The sequence below is a fragment of the Rossellomorea sp. GAMAL-10_SWC genome, from assembly GCF_049568075.1.
GTDB lineage: Bacteria > Bacillota > Bacilli > Bacillales > Bacillaceae_G > Gottfriedia.
On the sequence record NZ_CP144911.1, the window covers coordinates 581,051 to 597,910 of the forward strand.

General features: G+C 31.3%; 19 protein-coding genes. 13 read left to right on the forward strand and 6 right to left on the reverse strand.

The annotated features are described in order from the left end of the window. The first annotated feature begins 130 nt into the window (after window positions 1–130). The gene (locus V5E38_RS02810; protein ID WP_499212130.1) at window positions 131–1,633 is read left to right on the forward strand and encodes an alpha-amylase family protein; all 1,503 of its coding nucleotides are present in this window, start codon (window positions 131–133) and stop codon (window positions 1,631–1,633) included. 227 nt (window positions 1,634–1,860) lie between these two features. Then, complete coding sequence (locus tag V5E38_RS02815) at window positions 1,861–2,904, forward strand: LacI family DNA-binding transcriptional regulator (RefSeq protein WP_499212131.1); 1,044 nt, start codon at window positions 1,861–1,863, stop codon at window positions 2,902–2,904. A gap of 63 nt (window positions 2,905–2,967) precedes the next feature. On the opposite strand, the gene V5E38_RS02820 is transcribed toward V5E38_RS02815, so the two are convergent. Continuing rightward, the gene (locus V5E38_RS02820) at window positions 2,968–3,459 is read right to left on the reverse strand and encodes a YajQ family cyclic di-GMP-binding protein (protein WP_097973692.1); all 492 of its coding nucleotides are present in this window, start codon (window positions 3,457–3,459) and stop codon (window positions 2,968–2,970) included. A gap of 123 nt (window positions 3,460–3,582) precedes the next feature. On the opposite strand from V5E38_RS02820, the gene V5E38_RS02825 reads away from it, so the two are divergent. Then, a complete protein-coding gene (locus tag V5E38_RS02825; protein ID WP_499212132.1) occupies window positions 3,583–4,458 on the forward strand; it encodes a CvfB family protein in 876 nt (291 codons plus the stop codon). Window positions 4,459–4,556: 98 nt separating this feature from the next. After that, the gene (locus tag V5E38_RS02830; RefSeq protein ID WP_499212133.1) at window positions 4,557–5,408 is read left to right on the forward strand and encodes a YitT family protein; all 852 of its coding nucleotides are present in this window, start codon (window positions 4,557–4,559) and stop codon (window positions 5,406–5,408) included. Window positions 5,409–6,093: 685 nt separating this feature from the next. Here the strand turns inward: V5E38_RS02830 and V5E38_RS02835 are convergent. Then, window positions 6,094–6,222 (reverse strand): DUF3941 domain-containing protein, encoded by a 129-nt coding sequence (locus V5E38_RS02835; protein ID WP_097973689.1) that lies wholly within the window; start codon window positions 6,220–6,222, stop codon window positions 6,094–6,096. 214 nt (window positions 6,223–6,436) lie between these two features. Here V5E38_RS02835 and V5E38_RS02840 point away from each other — a divergent pair, with 214 nt between their 5' ends. Beyond that, complete coding sequence (locus V5E38_RS02840) at window positions 6,437–7,246, forward strand: YitT family protein (protein WP_499213498.1); 810 nt, start codon at window positions 6,437–6,439, stop codon at window positions 7,244–7,246. Window positions 7,247–7,292: 46 nt separating this feature from the next. Here the strand turns inward: V5E38_RS02840 and V5E38_RS02845 are convergent, their stop codons facing one another. Continuing rightward, window positions 7,293–7,883: a DUF421 domain-containing protein gene (locus tag V5E38_RS02845; protein ID WP_499213499.1), complete on the reverse strand. Its 591-nt coding sequence runs from the start codon at window positions 7,881–7,883 to the stop codon at window positions 7,293–7,295. Window positions 7,884–8,130: 247 nt separating this feature from the next. On the opposite strand from V5E38_RS02845, the gene V5E38_RS02850 reads away from it, so the two are divergent. Beyond that, window positions 8,131–8,649 (forward strand): BsuPI-related putative proteinase inhibitor, encoded by a 519-nt coding sequence (locus tag V5E38_RS02850; RefSeq protein WP_499212134.1) that lies wholly within the window; start codon window positions 8,131–8,133, stop codon window positions 8,647–8,649. A 77-nt stretch (window positions 8,650–8,726) separates the two neighbouring features. On the opposite strand, the gene V5E38_RS02855 is transcribed toward V5E38_RS02850, so the two are convergent. Together V5E38_RS02855 and V5E38_RS02860 are read right to left on the reverse strand one after the other, a co-directional pair. After that, window positions 8,727–8,870, reverse strand: coding sequence for a hypothetical protein (locus V5E38_RS02855; RefSeq protein ID WP_172445653.1), 144 nt, complete (start codon window positions 8,868–8,870; stop codon window positions 8,727–8,729). 181 nt (window positions 8,871–9,051) lie between these two features. After that, the gene (locus V5E38_RS02860; RefSeq protein ID WP_499212135.1) at window positions 9,052–9,867 is read right to left on the reverse strand and encodes a Cof-type HAD-IIB family hydrolase; all 816 of its coding nucleotides are present in this window, start codon (window positions 9,865–9,867) and stop codon (window positions 9,052–9,054) included. A 152-nt stretch (window positions 9,868–10,019) separates the two neighbouring features. Between V5E38_RS02860 and V5E38_RS02865 the strand changes: the two genes are divergently transcribed. Continuing rightward, window positions 10,020–10,202: a YjzC family protein gene (locus tag V5E38_RS02865; protein WP_056473610.1), complete on the forward strand. Its 183-nt coding sequence runs from the start codon at window positions 10,020–10,022 to the stop codon at window positions 10,200–10,202. 227 nt (window positions 10,203–10,429) lie between these two features. On the opposite strand, the gene V5E38_RS02870 is transcribed toward V5E38_RS02865, so the two are convergent. Then, entirely contained in the window at window positions 10,430–10,618 is a 189-nt protein-coding gene (locus tag V5E38_RS02870; RefSeq protein ID WP_069032973.1) for a YjzD family protein, read from the reverse strand. Window positions 10,619–10,781: 163 nt separating this feature from the next. Between V5E38_RS02870 and V5E38_RS02875 the strand changes: the two genes are divergently transcribed. The 6 genes from V5E38_RS02875 (at window position 10,782) to V5E38_RS02900 (ending at window position 16,714) form a co-directional block, all read left to right on the forward strand. Further along, the gene (locus V5E38_RS02875) at window positions 10,782–11,507 is read left to right on the forward strand and encodes an alpha/beta hydrolase (protein ID WP_335480526.1); all 726 of its coding nucleotides are present in this window, start codon (window positions 10,782–10,784) and stop codon (window positions 11,505–11,507) included. Window positions 11,508–11,554: 47 nt separating this feature from the next. After that, window positions 11,555–12,361 carry a hypothetical protein gene (locus V5E38_RS02880; protein ID WP_499212136.1) on the forward strand — a complete coding sequence of 269 codons (807 nt, stop codon included), beginning with the start codon at window positions 11,555–11,557 and terminating at the stop codon, window positions 12,359–12,361. A gap of 261 nt (window positions 12,362–12,622) precedes the next feature. Further along, on the forward strand, window positions 12,623–13,558 hold the full coding sequence (locus V5E38_RS02885) for a beta-ketoacyl-ACP synthase III (RefSeq protein WP_069032976.1): 936 nt from the start codon (window positions 12,623–12,625) through the stop codon (window positions 13,556–13,558). Between the two features lie 26 nt (window positions 13,559–13,584). Beyond that, window positions 13,585–14,823, forward strand: a complete 1,239-nt coding sequence (gene fabF, locus V5E38_RS02890; RefSeq protein ID WP_499212137.1) for a beta-ketoacyl-[acyl-carrier-protein] synthase II — start codon at window positions 13,585–13,587, stop codon at window positions 14,821–14,823. Window positions 14,824–15,008: 185 nt separating this feature from the next. Next, window positions 15,009–15,746, forward strand: coding sequence for a DUF2268 domain-containing putative Zn-dependent protease (locus tag V5E38_RS02895; RefSeq protein WP_499212138.1), 738 nt, complete (start codon window positions 15,009–15,011; stop codon window positions 15,744–15,746). A 215-nt stretch (window positions 15,747–15,961) separates the two neighbouring features. Further along, a complete protein-coding gene (locus V5E38_RS02900; RefSeq protein ID WP_499212139.1) occupies window positions 15,962–16,714 on the forward strand; it encodes a YjbA family protein in 753 nt (250 codons plus the stop codon). The last annotated feature ends 146 nt before the right edge of the window (window positions 16,715–16,860 follow it).

The window sequence follows — 16,860 nt, forward strand, 5'->3', positions numbered from 1 at the left end:
AAATAGTGTGTGCAATCGCTTCCATTTTTATGAAATTTAATTTAACATTTGAATTTCATTGTAATATTTTGCAAAATAATGTAGAGAGTGAAATTTTTGTACATGCGAGTGTCTTGCAGGGGGAGAAAAAATGAGGCGATTTGGTTTTTTAATACTAGTGTCTGTACTATTTTTTAGTACGTTACCAAGTATTGGTTTTGCAGAAAAAAATACAACTGATCTAAGAAAAGAAATGATTTATCGAATTTTAATTGATCGTTTTTTTGATGGTAATCCAATGAATGATAAAAATACAGACCCGAAAGATTTAAATAAATCTCAGGGTGGGGATTTAGATGGTATTACCCAAAAATTAGATTATCTTAAGGATTTTGGATATAATGCTATTTCTATTTCACCTATTTTTGAGAATGACGCAAATTCATATGATGGATTCTCAGTTGTTAATTTTAGAAAAATTGATCCAAGGTTCGGAACAAATAAAGAACTTAAGAAGTTAGTTAAAGAAGCGCATAAACGTAATATAAAAGTTTATATTGATTTTGTTACAAATAATGCTTCGCCAAATAATGAACTTGCTAAAAAAACGGATTGGTTTAATCCTGAAAATAGTACAAGTTCAGAAAAGAAATGGATAAATGGGTTACCTGATTTTAATCAAGAAAATAATGAAGTAGCTAATTACTTAATTGAAACAGCTAAGTATTGGATGGATCAAGCTAAATTTGACGGATATAATTTACAAGAAGTAAATAATGTACCTGTTTCATTTTGGGAATCATTTAACAAAGAAATAAAAAAGAAAAATCCAAATTTCATTTTATTTGCTGATTTAAATGCTTCAAGTGATATAGATCTAAATAAATATAAAAGTTTAGGTTTTAATGGAATTTATAATGTTGATTCAGTTCCTGATTTAGCAAATACGTTTTCTTCACAAAATCAATCATTAACTGACATAATGAAGCAACAAGCGTATTTAAGTAAGCAGTTAGGTTCGACATTAATGATTAACTATTTAGATGATGAAATGACTAAGCGTTTTGTTTCAATAGCTCTTTCAAAAGGGCAGTATCCACCTTCAAGATTAAAGTTGGCTCTTGCATATTTATTTACAACACCGGGGATTCCTTTGACGTATTACGGGACAGAAATTGCACTAAATGGTGGAAACATCCCTGATAATCGAAAAGGAATGGATTTCCGTACTGATGAAGATTTTTCAAAATATATTAAAAAGCTGACTGAATTAAGAAGAACTTTACCGTCACTTTCTGATGGTGATTTTGAAGTACTTTATGATGATTCTAAAGGTATGACTTTAATTAAGAGACATTATAATGATGAAACTACGATCGTTGCAATAAATAATACTTCTCTTGATCAAAAGGTTCATGTAGATTTTGATGTTGTTAAAAAGTCTAATGAATTAAGAGGGATGTTAAGTGATGATTTGGTTCGTCCAAATAAAAAAGGATTTGATATAGTCCTTAAAAGAGAATCTTCAAATGTTTATGCAGTTGCACCTAAAACTAGTTTAAACATTGGAGTGATTATTGCAATTCCATCTATTTTTGTGGCGTTTATCATCTTTTTATGGTTTGCAAGAAGACGTAATAATGAAGAGAAATAAATACTAGTTAGCTGAGCTTAGAATACTTGTGAAGATGACTGTCTTATTTAGTATTCTAAGCAAATTGTATAAAGATTTAATCCACTAGATTCCATTATAATAAACGGGACATCGACTTGTGAAGGAAGATGTGGATTGTATCAAGAATCAATAATCTTTTAAATAGAGTCTACATCTAAAGAAGAAATGATAACGTTTACATTCATTCGTAAATAAGGGGAATTAAAATGACTATTACAATTAAGGATGTTGCGAAGAAAGCGAATGTAGCGCCTTCAACGGTGTCTCGAGTTATCTCAAACAACCCAAGAATTAGTGAAAAAACAAAAAGAAAAGTTAGAAAAGTAATGGATGAACTAAATTATCATCCAAATTTAAATGCAAGATCATTGGCTAATCGATCAACGAAATCAATTGGATTAGTTTTGCCACCAGCATTAGATACATCATTTCATAATCCTTTTTTTGCAGAAGTAATTAGAGGTGTTACAGCGTATTCGAATCAAAAAGATTACTCTCTTTATTTTATTACAGGAAACAACGAAGAAGAGGTTGAACAAACTGTGATTAAAACAATTAGAGGTAGAAGAGTAGATGGAATTATTCTCCTTTACTCTAAGGAAAATGATAAGATTATTGATTATTTGAACGAAAATAACTTTCCTTTTGTATTAGTAGGGAAGCCTTATCATTCAATTGATGATATAACATATATTGATAACGATAATTATGCAGCTGCAAGAGATGTAACGAATTATTTAATTGATCATGGACATCGACAAATTGCGTTTGTTGGAGGAGATAGTAGTCTTCTTGTAACTCAAAACCGTTTACGCGGATTCGAAGATACAATGCAATTAAACGGACTTTCAGTAAATAAAGAAGAAATTATATTTACATCATTTACGAGAGACGGTGGAAGAAAAACAGTAAATCAATTGCTTGAACTAAAGGAGCTTCCGACTGCGATTGTTGTAACTGATGATGTATTAGCATTAGGAATTATAAGTGTATTAAGCGAACATAACATTTCAGTCCCAAATAATCTTTCAATTATTAGCTTTAATAATGCAATTTTTGCAGAATTAGCAAATCCACCATTAACATCAGTAGATATTAATATTTATCAATTAGGCAATGAAGCAGCAAAAAATATTATTTCAAAAATTGAAGAACCAGATGGTACTGAAAAAAGTATTATCGTTCCATATAAAATAGTAGTCCGTGGCACATGTGTAAAGAATGAAAGATTAACGTTAGTTAGTAGCTAATTGAATTTATAAAAGTTAAAAAAGAGGATGATTCGTTTCATCCTCTTTTAAATATGTATATACTTATCGGTAATTTAAAAATTGAACATCAACAGATAAATCTGCACCTTTTACAGCAGCGATAATTGCTTGTAAATCATCTCTACTTTTTGCAGTCACACGGATTTGATCATCTTGAATTTGTGATTTTACTTTTAATCCACTATTTTTAATGATTGTATTAATCTTTTTTGCATTATCTTTATCTATACCTTGAACTAATTTAGCTCTTTGTCTTACAGTACCACCCGAAGCACCTTCAACTTTACTGTAGTCTAGATTTTTAATTGGAACATTGCGTTTAATTAATTTATTAATTAATACGTCTTTTAATTGCTCTAACTTATAATCGTCATCAGAAACTAAAACTAGTTCTTCTTTTTCTAATGTGATTGAGCTTTTGCTTCCTTTAAAGTCATAGCGAGTTGCGATTTCTTTTGTAGCAAGTTGAATCGCATTCGAGACTTCTGGTAAGTCTACTTTTGAAACAATATCAAATGAACTTTCTTTAGACATAGATAGAATCCCTCCAATTCGTTAATACTTGTATTATAGTGTATGATAGACGAAGTAACAAACTTTCATTATGCATGATATAATAATTTTTAGTTTGGAAGTTTAGGGAGGATGTAACAAAGAATGAGTTTACAAGCAGGAGAGATTGTAACTTTAGTTTGCAGTCGAGAAACAGAGATTGGGTATATGCTTGTCCAAGATCAAGAAGAAGTATTTTTACATAAAAATGAGGCATCTGGTGAAGTTGAAATAGATCAAGAAGTAACTGTATTTTTATATCATGATTCTAAAGGTAGACTTTCTGCAACGATGGAAATGCCGTTCATTACAACAGAAGGATATGGATTTGCAAAAGTAGTCGATAAACTTGATGGAGTGGGTGTTTTTGTAAACATCGGTATTTCTAAAGATATTCTTTTAGAAAAAGGTGACCTTCCACCTCTTCAAGAAGTTTGGCCTGAAGCAGGCGATGAAATTTTTTGTACGTTAAAGCAAACAAACAAAGGCAGACTTTTAATTAAAATTGCTACTGAACCAGTCATGAAAGAGTTCTCTGTACCGGCTGAACCTACTATGCTTAATAAAAATGTTACAGGAATCATTTATCGTACTTTAAGAGTGGGTTCTTATATTTTAACTGATGAACGCTTCATAGGTTTTATCCATGAATCTCAGAGAAAAACTGAACCGCGCATTGGTGAAAGAGTAAGTGGACGCATTATTGATGTTAAAGATGATGGAAGTATTAACGTATCACTTTTACCAAGGGTGCATGAAGGATTAGATCAGGAAGCAAATGACATTTATGAATATATGATGAGTCGTGGTGGGGCAATGCCTTACTGGGATAAGAGTGACGCAGAGGATATTAAAGTAAGATTTAAAATTAGTAAAGCTTCATTTAAACGAGCGATGGGTAGATTATTAAAGGAAAATAAAATCTATCAAGAAGACGGTTGGACTTACGCTAAAGAACTGTTTGAGAAGAAAGAGCAATAATTAGTTTTTGAAACCATTTCACTTGGTGAAGTGGTTTTTTGCTATTTTTTTACAATTTACAGGCATACTAAACATATGAATGTTTAGGAGGCTTGTAGGTGAATGACAAAAAAGAATTGTTAACAAAAGTTCTTGTTGTAATATTTGGTGCATTTATGAATGCATTTGCGATGAATTGTTTTTTAATTCCCGTCAGTGTTTATTCAAGTGGTTTTTCTGGTTTAGCTCAGTTACTTACAAATTTATTAAATGATTTTACACCTTTTTCGGCTTCTACTGGTATTTTACTTGCGATCTTAAATATCCCTGTTATCATTTTAGCATGGAAAAAAATAGGTCGATCTTTTACGTATTTTACGATTTTAAGCGTTGGAATCACGACGTTATTTTTAGAAGTAATCCCAGTAACGCCGCTATTCTCAAAAGACATTTTACTAAACGCTGTATTTGGTGGATTAATTGTTGCAGTTGGGATTGGATATACATTAAAGTTTGGTGCTTCAACAGGTGGATTAGATATAGTTGCACTAGTATTATCACGTTCGAAAGGAAAACCAGTTGGTACATACTTCTTCCTGTTTAATGCGTTAATTATTTTAACAGCGGGCTATATTTATGGAATGGAGAAAGCACTTTATACATTAATTAACTTATACGTAACGTCTAGATTCATTGATGCAATTCATACTAGTCATATCAAAGTAACTGCCTTTATTGTAACAACAAAAGGTGATGAGTTGCGTAAAGAAATCCATTCGAAGCTAGTGCGAGGAATTACTGCGATCAATGCAAAAGGTGCCTTTACGAATCAAGATAAACAAATTTTAATGATGGTACTATCACGTTATGAGTTATATTATCTATCGAAAGTCATTAAATCAGTTGATGAAAAGGCGTTTACAAATATCGTTCAAACAATTGATGTGTTTGGAGAATTTAGGAAGTTCTAGGTATTAATGATGATAAGAACTTTGGAGATTAAATATTAGATCTTTCACTTCGTTATAAAGTGCAGCATTAAATACTTCAAGTTGCTAAGGCGTCATCTCTACAGTAACAGTAGCTTGTTTAAATAAATTTTTCATATAATCCCTCCAACTTGTAATTTTTGTATAGATGATCCAATGAAAACATTACTGTATTAATAGAGGTATCGTGAGTCCTTATTTGATATATTGCATTTCAAATAAGGAAAGTACATGGTGATTAATACTTGATATTATTTAATGTTGTTCAGATGCTTTTTTATATTATTCATTAAAACTCCAAGTAAAAAAAGACCTTTCCAGTAATGCTGGAATGGTCCTTTTTTTCAATTATTTAGATTTTGTATTGTTTTAAAAAGTGTCTGTTCACGATCATTATGAAAAAATATTCCTCAAAAACCTCACCCAATTTTTGGGAAGGGAGTTGGCTTTTGTTTGGCAAAGTTTTAAATTTGTTAAACCTCTAAAAACACTTATAAAATAGTGTTTCTAGAGGTTTTTTAAAAATATTTACATCGGTTAAATATTCTTAATAATAAGGCTTTTTTAAGTTTAGAAAGTTCTTATTGTCTTTCAGAAAGATTTAAATATACTTAAACTATTGGATGAAATTCTACATGTTTTTTGAATCGTTAGAACGTGTTAAATATTAAAGATGATCGACACTTTTAGAAAAAGATTTCTTACCAGCCTGTGCATTTTTGCTTTCTTGTGCATTTTTCTTTTCTCTTATAGCGTTATTATCTTTTGCTTTTTTGTCATTATCACTAGTAGGCATATTTAAGCTCCTTTATAAAAAATGATAATGTTAGGTTTGCCTTAATCACCTTAATTATGTATGTGTGTTCGTTTTTACATTTTGGCTTTTGTTAAACAACTATGATGTTCTACAGAGGCAAATTTTTTAATATAGAGAGAAGTTTTATTTTTTTGAGGAGGAAGCAGAGTTGGTGGAAAGAAATAAAGAGCTTTTATTTAAGCTGGTTGTAGTAATGATTGGCGGTTTCTTAAATGCGTTTGCAATGAATTGTTTTTTAATCCCTGCTAATGTTTATTCAAGTGGTTTTGCAGGTCTAGCGCAGTTGCTTTCAAATATTATTACTGACTACACTCCGTTTACTGCAACGACGGGGATTCTTTTAGCGTTATTAAATATTCCTGTTATCGTCTTAGCATGGAAAAAAGTTGGACGTTCCTTTACGTTTTTTAGTTTCTTTAGTGTAGGGATTATGACATTATTTTTGGAAATCTTACCTGTTAAACCGATTTTTTCTGATGATATTCTTCTTAATGCAGTTTTTGGTGGTTTAATTGCTGCGATCGGAATTGGAATGACATTAAAATTTGGTGGATCTACAGGTGGGTTAGATATTATCGCATTAGTTCTTTCAAAATCAAAAGGGAAACCGGTTGGAACCTATTTCTTTTTGTTTAATGCAATTATTATCATTACAGCTGGCCAGCTATATGGAATGGAAAAAGCTCTTTATACTTTAATCAATTTATATGTTACTACTCGTGTGATTGATAGTGTTCATACAAGTCATGTTAAGCTAACGGCAATGATTGTCACGACAAAAGGTGAAGAGCTTAGAAAAGAAATTCATGCGAAACTTGTCCGAGGAATTACACAAATGAATGCTACTGGAGCATTTACTAAACAAGATAAAGATATTTTGATGATTGTTTTATCTCGTTATGAATTATATGATTTGGAAAGAATTATAAAAAGAGTAGATCCAAAAGCTTTTACGAATGTGGTACAAACCGTTGATGTTTTAGGTGAATTTAGAAAGATTTAAATAGATAAAGACTAGCAAAAAGTTTAAATTTGCTAGTCTTTTTTGTTTATTTCAATTTAGGATTTTCAGGTTTTTGTTTTCCATTTATTTCATTAAAAATTGAAGCAGAACTTTGAGTACTCTCACTTAAATTATTATTATTAAGTTGAAAACCGTACGACTCCATTAGTGTTTTAAACTCTCTAATTGTTAATGGTTTTGCATCCTCAGCTAATTCGAATCCTAATAAGCCATTTGGTTCTATTGTAGCAAACTTAATATCATCAAATTTATTAATTCCTTCATTTCGAATACGCATTTCTAATTGATCAACCGTTAAACGTAGCTTTTTTAAATTTTTAACATTCAACTTCCCGTTTTCTACTACAATTTTTGATTTTCCTGTAAAAAATTTTTCAAGAGTATTCGATTTCGTCTGCAAAAATTCTAATACAAGTAGAGTTAATACAAAAACTGTGGCAGCAACAATTGTTTTAATTAAGCCTTTTTCAATAATTGGAGTAACGATAATTGTACCAATCGAAATCATAACAATTGTTTGGGGCAACGTCATTTGTGAAATTGATTTTCTTCCAGCTATTCTTAATAGTAAAATGCCAGCTAAAATTAGTATGAATGAATGAAAAATAGTATGCATCATGTTATTTCCCCTTTCAAATATGGGTAAGGAGTACTTATATCTTTGATAAAGCTTAATTATTTTTTATAGACAATTTCAATAATTAGATAAATACTTAATTAATTTTTCTTTTAATTTTAAGATTTATGCATTTGTTTCTAAATGATCAATGCTACTAATCACAATATTTCACTGAAATTTCAAACTAATTTCTCAGCTTTTTGGTATAATTTAGGATAAGGATACTAAAAAGGTGGAGATTATTTTGAAAAAGGGATTGATTCTCTTACTAGCTTGTTCACTACTTCTTTCTGGTTGTGGTGCAAAGAGTGACAAGGAAATAAAACCAACACCAAGTACAAAACAAACTGTAGGTCAAAGTAATGAGATTGACGTTGAAAAGCTTTCACCAACACTAGAAATTACAGAAGCTAATGGGCTTGTAAAAATGAAGTATTCATTACGTAATGATAATAAAATCTCTGCAAATTTTACATTCCCTTCATCTCAAAAAGTTGATTTTACAATTAAAGATGAAAGTGGACAAATAGTTTATCAATCATCTCGAGAAATGGTATATGCACAAGTCATTACAAATGTAGCGGTTTCTAGCGGGAAAACACAAGTTTGGGAAGAGCAAGTTAATTTTGCAAATAAAAACCTTCCATATGGGGATTATGAAATAACAGCAAATATCGTTGCAACAAAGGTTAATGAGAAGAATCTTAATGGAGAAATTAAACCAGTTACACAAACAATTTCTTACAAGAAACTTCTTCAGTAAATAAAGAACTAACGAAAAAATAAAAAAACAACCAAAGGAGTATTCCAATGGTTGTTTTTTGTTTTTAATGCTTTAAATTAAGCATTAAAGCTTTGACTATTATTAGCTTTTCGCTCTTCTGCTTCGGCTAATGTAAAGTGATAAGGGAATTTTTCAGAGTACTTTGTAACAGAATCAGAACTTTGTTGAATAAAGCGCTTAGACTTATTACTTTTGCCCATTATGATTCCCTCCTAAATAGGAAAGCTTTTTGTTTTTGACTTCGTAAGAATTTCCAATAGTAATTGATCGATATCAAAAAGTGGATAATCCCTTTGGTGAAGTCCTTAATAGAATGCTCATTTAGCAAATTGTTATAAGTGGTTATTATTAGTTATCTTTGAAATTAATGACAAAGAAGAATTATATTTTTAAGTTGAAAAAATCTTCTAGGAAAATTGCGATTCCATCATCTTGATTAGATAATGTCGTGTGGTTTGCAATATTCTTTAATTGATGAATTGCGTTATCCATAGCAACACCATGACCTGCATATTCAATCATTTCCAAATCATTATCCTCATCCCCAAAAGCTATAATGTTTTTTCGAGGAATATTATAGAAAGAAGCTACTTTTTGTAGACCTATTGCCTTATTCATGCCTGCTTTAACAATTTCGATTATATGATGAGGTGCTGCCCAACGACGGTGATCAATTACTTCAGCATGGACATTTGATAGGTGCTCACGAATGCTGGCAACATGAGACTCTTCACTATCGATTAAAAGACATGTTGGCGCTTGTGTAAGATTTATAACTAAATCTCCGTGGATTATATCTTCTTTTAAATAGTGGAAAAGTGGGAGAATCTCTTCTTCGTGTTTATCTGCGTATACATCGTCCATTACTTCAGCATACATATTTTTTAATTCATAGTCTCTACAAGAACTAATTACCTCTTTTGCAACTTCTAAAGGTAATGATTCGTGATAAACACCCCATGAATCATCTAGAGGGTGATGAACATAAGCACCATTAAAGTTTACAATGGGAGTTGTAAGTTTTAATTGGTCATAATACATTTTACTAGCTCTAAAAGGTCTACCAGTTGAAATGCATACTTCGTGACCTTGATTCTTTAACTGTTGGATCACTTTTAAAGTACGTTCGGATATTGTTTTTTCATCCGTTAATAAGGTGCCATCTAAATCTAGTGCAATTAAGTGTTTTGTTTTCATATTCATCACCTTTTATTTTTTAATGTTAATCTTTTTAAGAAAAAATATTATTGGATAAAAAACCAATAATTACTAATGATACCATCTTTTTAAAAGAAAAAACTTTCTTTTTAGAGGAACAATAAGAACCTAAAAAGAAGGAGGAATACATTATGGGTCAAGCACATCAATTTCGACCAGGCGACAAAGCACCAAATAATGGGGTATACGTGGAAATCGGTGAAACAGGAAGCAACGTAACTCGCCCAAAACAAATTAAACTTCAGGCTGGAGAAGTTTTTCCAGATACACAAAACCATAATAGAAAATGGACATATAAATCCAAATTTAAATAATTGTGGATCATAGAAGAGTCAACATAAGAAACATAAAAGAGGTATAAAAAAAGCGCTTTCGATTAATTGATCGAGGGCGCTCTTTTATGCGTTTACAATATACAAAATATTGAATGTATTTATCAAAATTTTAGTATTTTATAAATTATCTAAACCTATAATTGATGACATATGTATATACCAAGTTGAACGTTTTTGGGTGCTACAACATATGTTATATATAGATTTTAGTGGTGTTTTGCAACAGGTTCGTTAGGAATTATTGCTTCACTAAGAACTGAAATAGCTAAAGATAATACTACAGCCATAACTGAAGCAGTTGTGAAGTTATACTCTCCGCCAGTCATTGAACTTAAAACGTAAGCTCCCATTTGGCATAAAACAAAGCTCCAGAACAATGTCATAATAAAACGCACTCTAATCACTCCTATCTAGTTAGTTCTTATCATATTATATACCTAGAAATTTGATAATTGAAGTTATAATTAAAAAGTTTTAATTAAAAAAAGTAACTTAAGAATTTTTTATACCAATTTTATAATTCCCCAAAAATACTACATTAATAATAAGGTGATAGGAATGCCTGTAACTGAGAGATTTTTTAAACAAGAGGATCAATATGCAGTTATTCATCTACCTATTAGACCGAATGGTTTCGGAGTACTCTATATCGGTGGGAATACTCATTACGTAGATAATGCACATAGTTGCTTATTGCAGCATTTTGATAAAAGAAAGTTATTATCAACTTTAACAGATGATGGGTACACAGTATTCACTTCAAATTTATATGGGAAAAATTGGGGTTCTGATGACGCTGTCGATTTAGCAGAAAGCTTATATCATTCAGTTATGAGAAAAGAAATTTTAAATCCATCAATTCATATAATTGGAGAAGGTACTGGTGCATTAGTCGTTTGTAAATTACTTGGCCTCTTAAAGGGTAAAGTCAGAAGTGTTTCATTATTAAATCCTTCGTTAAATTTAAAAAATGAATTAGATTTAGAAAGAGAAAATAAATTGTTCTATAAAAGAACAGTTCATGAAATTTTGAAAGCATATAAAGCGTCGGATATATATATGGTTATAGATAGAGAATGTTTTTTTTATGAAACAATCTCACCAATTAAAATATACACAACAACAAGAAATCATTATAAATGGAAAAGTGATATTAGACTTTTAGAAGAAGAGCGACATAAAAATAATTTACCGATTTCGATTTTAATTTCATTAGAAGAGAAAAAATTTGACTGTGGAAAAAACTTAATAAGGTTTTTAAAAAAATATCAGGATGTTTTATAGTCTCTATATTTTTTTTGAATAAATTTCCTAAAAGAAGGAGGTTAATAATGAAAAAGTGTGCTGTAATTGGATCCAGTGGATTTATAGGATATGAGTTAGTTTGCCAACTAATGGAATATAATGATGTTTCAGCAGTTGTGATGGAAAAAGGAAATGAAAGTGATTTAATAAGTGAAGAAAAAATCTTTTCAATCGGAAGGAATGCAAGGGTCATCTTTTTAGATGAAGAGCAATTTTTATTAGAGAATGAGCAATATGATACTATCTTTATATGTCATTTTTATGATGAACTAAAGTTAAAAGGCTCAATTAATAGTATAGAGTTTACAGAAAAACTATTTAACAAAATCATTGGCAAAAGTAAGGATATTATTTTTTTATTATCTACAAAAAAAGAATTAGCTGATTTAGAAAGAACTGTTAATGAATTGAGTAAAAATATAGACTGCAATATTACTTATATTGAAATTCCATCTTTATATGGACCTTGGGAGCCGTCAGCAGGCTTAGTACATGAATTGATTGTTCAAGAACTAGGAAAGAGGAATGTTTCCATAAAAAATGTATACGGTTCTAATGAAATTCTATTTGTAGAAGATGTTGGTAAAGCAATTCGAATAATTTCTGAGAAGGAATTAAAAGAACATAAATATATCATTACAGCTAAACAATGTATGTACTTACCAGAGGATGGGAATTTCACCAGATTACAAAATATGATTGATGGAATAAAGTTCGCTCAAATGAGAAACTATATTGATGCAACTCCTTTTGTTATTATTAATACAACTTCATTTGAGGACGGTATACAAAAGCAAAAACAGCAAATTCAACAGCATTTTCATCTTTACTAATGAAATACATTACTCAAATAGGGAAATGGTTCATTTTGAACTATTTCCTTTTTTGTAGTAGAATACTATACGTTTAAAAATTCGCTTTGGCTTTGAGGTTCGTCCAATTGGATGGTATTCTTTTTAAGAAATGATTCTTCTTTTTTACATAGCCTGGATTTAAAAAGATAAAAATGTAGACAAAGTACATATTATTTCATAAAATTAGTACCAGGTAATAATAAGAAGACATAAAAATAATAAAGTAAGGCGGGGATATTAATGAATGCTGGAATTTTAGGTATTGGCTCATACGTACCCGAAAAAAAGTTAACTAATTATGATTTAGAACAAATGATGGATACTTCAGATGAGTGGATTGTTAGTCGTACTGGAATTAAAGAAAGAAGAATTGCTAGTGACGAACAAGACACATCTGATTTAGCATATGAAGCGGCAGTAGAAGCTTTAAAAGATGCAGATGTAAAAGCAGAAGAACTTGACTTAATTCTAGTTGGAACCGTTACTCCAGATAAGTCGTTCCCATCAGTTGCTTGTGTAATTCAAGAAAGACTTGGAGCTAAAAATGCAGCTGCAATGGATATTAGTGCTGCTTGTGCTGGATTTATCTACGGAGTTGTTACTGCAGCTCAGTTTGTAAAAACTGGTACATACAGTAGAATTCTAGTTATTGGTGCTGAAAAGTTAACTAAAATTGTTAACTGGGAAGATCGAAATACAGCAGTTTTATTTGGTGACGGTGCAGGTGCTGCAGTTATCGGTCCTGTAAGTGAAGGAAGAGGAATTCTTTCTTATGAATTAGGAGCGGACGGTACAGGTGGTAAACATCTTTATAAAGGTGGAGATCACTTAGTAATGAATGGTCGAGAAGTGTTTAAGTTTGCAGTTCGTCAAATGGGAGATTCTTGTGAAACTGTTTTAAAATTAGCAGGATTAACAAAAGAAGAAGTGGATTTCTTAATTCCACACCAAGCGAATACTCGTATAATGGACGCTGCAAGAGAAAGATTACAACTTCCTAAAGAAAAAATGAGTGTAATTATTGATCGTCATGGTAATACATCTTCATCTTCAATTCCAATTGCATTAGTTGAAGAATATAAAAAAGGAAATGTTAAAGAAGACGATGTATTAGTATTAGTTGGATTTGGCGGCGGATTAACTTGGGGTGCAATTGCACTTCGATTCGGAAGATAATCTAATTGAAGGAGGATTTTTTTAATATGAAAAAAAGAGTTGTTATTACAGGTTTAGGTGCAGTATCACCTATTGGTAATGATATAAATACAGTATGGGAAAGTTTAATGAATGGAAAGAGTGGAATTGGTGTTCTGACTCGAAAAAATCCTGATAATTTCCCTGTTAAAGTTGCAGGAGAAGTAAAAGACTTTGATCCTGAAAAATATATTGATAAAAAAGAAGTAAAACGCATGGACCGCTTTACTCATTATGCAATTGCAGCTTCAAAAATGGCATTAGAAGATGCAAACTTTACAATCGATGAAGAAATTGCTCCTAAAGTAGGTGTTTGGATTGGTTCTGGTATCGGTGGTATGGAAACATATGAAGAACAGTTTAATACATTCCAAACAAAAGGTGCACGTCGAGTAAGCCCATTCTTTATTCCAATGCTAATCCCTGATATGGCTTCTGGACAAGTATCTATTTTAACTGGTGCTAAAGGTCCTAATGGTTGTACAGTTACAGCTTGTGCTTCTGGTGCAAGTTCGATTGGTGATGCTTTCAAAATTATTCAACGTGGCGATGCAGTTGCAATGATTACTGGTGGTGCCGAAGCACCGATTACTGATATGGGTCTTGCTGGATTCTGTGCTGCAAGAGCTTTATCATTAAATCCAGATCCTGAAAAAGCTTGTCGTCCATTTGACAATGCTCGTGATGGCTTTATCATTGGTGAAGGTGCTGGGATTGTATTCCTTGAGGAATTAGAACATGCATTAGCTCGTGGAGCGAAGATTTATGCTGAAATCGTTGGATATGGAACAACGGGTGATGCACACCACATTACAGCACCAGCTCCAGGAGGAGAAGGTGGCGCTCGTGCAATGAGAATGGCACTTGATGATGCTGGTTTATCAATTGAAGATATTCATTACATTAATGCACATGGTACAAGTACTGAATTAAACGATAAATTTGAAACGATGGCAATTAAAGAAGTATTTGGTGAACATGCATACAATGTACCAATTAGTTCAACAAAATCTATGACTGGTCATATGCTAGGAGCAGCTGGTGGAATTGAAGCAATTATTACAGCATTAACAATCCATAATAAAGTAATTGCTCCTACGATAAATCACCAAGAAACTGATAGCGAATGTGATTTAGATTATGTACCAAATGTTGCTAGACCATTTAATGTAAAAGCAGCAATTTCTAATTCATTAGGATTTGGTGGACATAATGTAACTTTAGCATTTAAAGAATTTACTAAATAAGGTTGAAATTTATTTTGGACACGAAAGCTTAGGTCTTTACCTAAGCTTTTTTTTATTAAAAATCCCAGTGTAAAAAAAAGTAACTTTCACTAGTTAATTATCATACTTTAATAGTAAATTAAGGTGGTGATTAACTTGGGATAATGCCAACTTATAGATGGGTTGATTTTATTGAAGACAAACAAATGGTAATGAAAAAACTTTTACCATATTTTCCGAAATATAATGAGGAAAGTTTATATAAATATCTTCTTTCCCACGGTTTATCGAGGCTGTCAACTTTGAGTAAAGATGATCTGAAACAACTAGATGAAAAAAGTATATGGAAAAGCCTTTCTGAAGAGTTTGAGAAGTTAAAAAGAGAATTTAAAGGACCTGACCTTCCTATATTTATTTTACCTTGTCATAGAACGGGAAATATGTTTAAAAACACGACTTATCAAAGGGGTGGAATAGCACATAAAAATTGTATTTGTTTATTTTTGTCCCCTTTAGAAGGAATTTTACAACATAAAGCAGTATTATTACATGAGTATCATCATATTGTAAGATTGACAAAGTTATATAAAAACAAAAAGGTCACATTACTTGATGCTATGATTTTAGAAGGTTTAGCCGAAACTGCAGTTTTAGATCTGTATGGAGAAGCGGTTCAGGCACCATGGACAAATCAGTATTCTTCCAAGCAATGTGAATTATATTATAAAAAATATTTAATTGATAAACTTGAGATAACAAGTAATGATGCTAATTTTTCAAAATACTTGTATGGTGGGAACGGAATTCCAAAATTATTGGGTTACAGTGTTGGATATGACATTGTTAAAAGTTGTACAGAGCAGACAGAATGGTCAACTGATATCCTTTTACGAACGCCAAGTAAAAAGATTAAGGAAAATGCAATACATTATCTTTCGATTTGAATGCAAACGATGCCAGAGCAGATCAAAGCGTATATAATGTATTGTTTAGTATTAATGTATCAGAGATGCTTTAATCTATGATATTTTAATGAATTATTGACTATTTTTCATTCAGTTTGTTAAACACTTTTTGTAATTCAGTGGAAAATGGAATAAATTAGTGAATCACTGACCATACTGAAAGTTACATACAGTTGTGAAGTGAGGGGTAGTAAATGTTGTATTTACATGATGTATGGGTCAATTGGTTTGAAGGTGAAGAAAATGGTTACAATGTCTGTCATTTTTTTGAATGGAGAAAAGATGATAGTGTTGAATTATTAGACCAAGTTCCAGTCATTAAAGTTACTCCAGAGTTATATCAGTATATTGAAAATGAACTATTAGAGCTTCCTTCCGGTCTATTAACTGAAGTGTTCCAAAAGTCTTATGTAAGAAAGAATCACGAGCGTATTCAGCTAGATTATTGCTTTGTAGTAACTGACGGTAATGGTATTATTGCAGTTGACACAATTGGGTATAATATTCCAATTCGAAAAAGCCGTTTAATACCTAGGCAAGAACAAATGGTGTATGATATGACAGCCGAGATTGAAGAAACTCACTATACTCTTCAAAATTTAGTAAATGATGAAACAAAAGAACATCATATACTGTCACCGTCGCCTATTATTATGAGCGGACTAACAAGAAAAGAAAGACAACTAAAGCAGTTATTATTTATGGCGCTAGATCAACTCCATTCATCAAAAAATCCATCGGAGATTCGCTATTGGTACACTGAGTGGAATCCAAGATCGTATCAACAAATTCAGGATTTGTCATTTGAGGACATTTGGTCTCAATTATATGACGAAATAAAAAGTGGATGGTCAGAGCGACATGAGCAATTATGTGGAAGAATCGTTAAAGGTCAACCTTTCTTTGAAAAACTATGGGAAATGGAACACGAGCAAAAAGTAAACTAAAAGAGGTTATTTAAATTCGCCTCAAAACAAAAAGACCTACAAGGTGATAAGAGCCTTGTAGGTTTTTTAATGATTTATTGATATTTCGTTCTTTTCCTTACAGTAAAGAAAAAGGTGTCTCAAAAGTTCTTTGACTTTTAAGACAA

Coding starts and splice junctions, on each gene's coding strand:
- V5E38_RS02810 (WP_499212130.1), top strand. CDS start 131: ATGAGGCGATTTGGTTTTTTAATACTAGTGTCTGTACTATTTTTTAGT.
- V5E38_RS02815 (WP_499212131.1), top strand. CDS start 1,861: ATGACTATTACAATTAAGGATGTTGCGAAGAAAGCGAATGTAGCGCCT.
- V5E38_RS02820 (WP_097973692.1), bottom strand. CDS start 3,459: ATGTCTAAAGAAAGTTCATTTGATATTGTTTCAAAAGTAGACTTACCA.
- V5E38_RS02825 (WP_499212132.1), top strand. CDS start 3,583: ATGAGTTTACAAGCAGGAGAGATTGTAACTTTAGTTTGCAGTCGAGAA.
- V5E38_RS02835 (WP_097973689.1), bottom strand. CDS start 6,222: ATGCCTACTAGTGATAATGACAAAAAAGCAAAAGATAATAACGCTATA.
- V5E38_RS02840 (WP_499213498.1), top strand. CDS start 6,437: ATGATTGGCGGTTTCTTAAATGCGTTTGCAATGAATTGTTTTTTAATC.
- V5E38_RS02845 (WP_499213499.1), bottom strand. CDS start 7,883: ATGCATACTATTTTTCATTCATTCATACTAATTTTAGCTGGCATTTTA.
- V5E38_RS02855 (WP_172445653.1), bottom strand. CDS start 8,870: ATGGGCAAAAGTAATAAGTCTAAGCGCTTTATTCAACAAAGTTCTGAT.
- V5E38_RS02860 (WP_499212135.1), bottom strand. CDS start 9,867: ATGAAAACAAAACACTTAATTGCACTAGATTTAGATGGCACCTTATTA.
- V5E38_RS02865 (WP_056473610.1), top strand. CDS start 10,020: ATGGGTCAAGCACATCAATTTCGACCAGGCGACAAAGCACCAAATAAT.
- V5E38_RS02875 (WP_335480526.1), top strand. CDS start 10,782: ATGCCTGTAACTGAGAGATTTTTTAAACAAGAGGATCAATATGCAGTT.
- V5E38_RS02880 (WP_499212136.1), top strand. CDS start 11,555: ATGAAAAAGTGTGCTGTAATTGGATCCAGTGGATTTATAGGATATGAG.
- V5E38_RS02885 (WP_069032976.1), top strand. CDS start 12,623: ATGAATGCTGGAATTTTAGGTATTGGCTCATACGTACCCGAAAAAAAG.
- fabF (WP_499212137.1), top strand. CDS start 13,585: ATGAAAAAAAGAGTTGTTATTACAGGTTTAGGTGCAGTATCACCTATT.
- V5E38_RS02895 (WP_499212138.1), top strand. CDS start 15,009: ATGGTAATGAAAAAACTTTTACCATATTTTCCGAAATATAATGAGGAA.
- V5E38_RS02900 (WP_499212139.1), top strand. CDS start 15,962: ATGTTGTATTTACATGATGTATGGGTCAATTGGTTTGAAGGTGAAGAA.